The 910-nt window shown below is 61.5% G+C and carries 1 protein-coding gene; it reads left to right on the top strand.

The window, feature by feature from the left end; translation table 11 throughout:
- Window positions 1–68: 68 nt before the first annotated feature.
- The gene (locus NKH57_RS33735; protein WP_352950687.1) at window positions 69–893 is read left to right on the top strand and encodes an IS5 family transposase; all 825 of its coding nucleotides are present in this window, start codon (window positions 69–71) and stop codon (window positions 891–893) included.
- Window positions 894–910: the final 17 nt, after the last annotated feature.

The raw sequence follows: 910 nt of genomic DNA on the forward strand, positions 1-910 counted from the left end.
AGAGACTGTTTTGAAAATCGGCTTGCCGGGGGGTTTCGTCTGAGGCTGGGTTATGATTCAAGCTTTAGATGTGGACAAAGCAGAGCCGTGGCCGGATGGCCCAGATCGCCAAGAAGACCAAGCGCTACCCGTCTGATTTGACGGACGAGGAGTGGGAGCAGTTCGCACCGCTGATGCCCAAGCCTGGGCGTCGCGGCCGTCCGCGCGAGGTTGATTTCCGCGAGGTGGTCAACGCCGTGCGCTACCTGGTCCGCTCGGGTTGCGGTTGGCGGATGCTGCCGATCCATTTCGGACCCTGGCAGACGGTCTACGGCTGGTTCCGCGAGTTGGCTCGGCGCTTTCTGTTCCAGACCATCCACGACGTGGCGCTGATGCTGGATCGCGAGCGAGCCGGGTGCGAGGCCAGTCCCACGGCTGGTGTGATCGACAGCCAGTCGGTCAAGGCTCCGCAAGCTGAAACAAGGGGTTATGACGCCGGCAAGAAGATTGTCGGCCGCAAGCGACACATTGCCGTCGATACGGATGGGCGGCTGTTGATGGTCAATCTCACCACCGCCGACATCTCCGACAGTGCCGGCGCTCAGGCGATCCTGGATGGTATCCGCAAGCGCTGGCCCTGGGTGAAGCATCTGTTCGCCGACGGCGCCTATGACCGGCTGAAGCTCATGGACAAAGCCACCTATCTCGACTTCGTGGTCGAGATCATCCGTCGATCCGACGACCAGAAGGGCTTCCAGGTCCTGCCCCGCCGCTGGGTCGTCGAGCGGACCTTCGGTTGGATGACGAGATGGCGCCGCCTCGTGCGCGACTACGAGCAGCGCATCGACGTCTCGCAAGCCATGATCCTTGTCGCAATGGGTGGCAATCTCATCCGCCGAAACGCTCATCCGTGAATTTCAAAACGGACTCT

The sequence above is a fragment of the Mesorhizobium sp. M1050 genome (assembly GCF_040318715.1).
Taxonomy (GTDB): domain Bacteria; phylum Pseudomonadota; class Alphaproteobacteria; order Rhizobiales; family Rhizobiaceae; genus Mesorhizobium.

Coding starts and splice junctions, on each gene's coding strand:
- NKH57_RS33735 (WP_352950687.1), top strand. CDS start 69: ATGTGGACAAAGCAGAGCCGTGGCCGGATGGCCCAGATCGCCAAGAAG.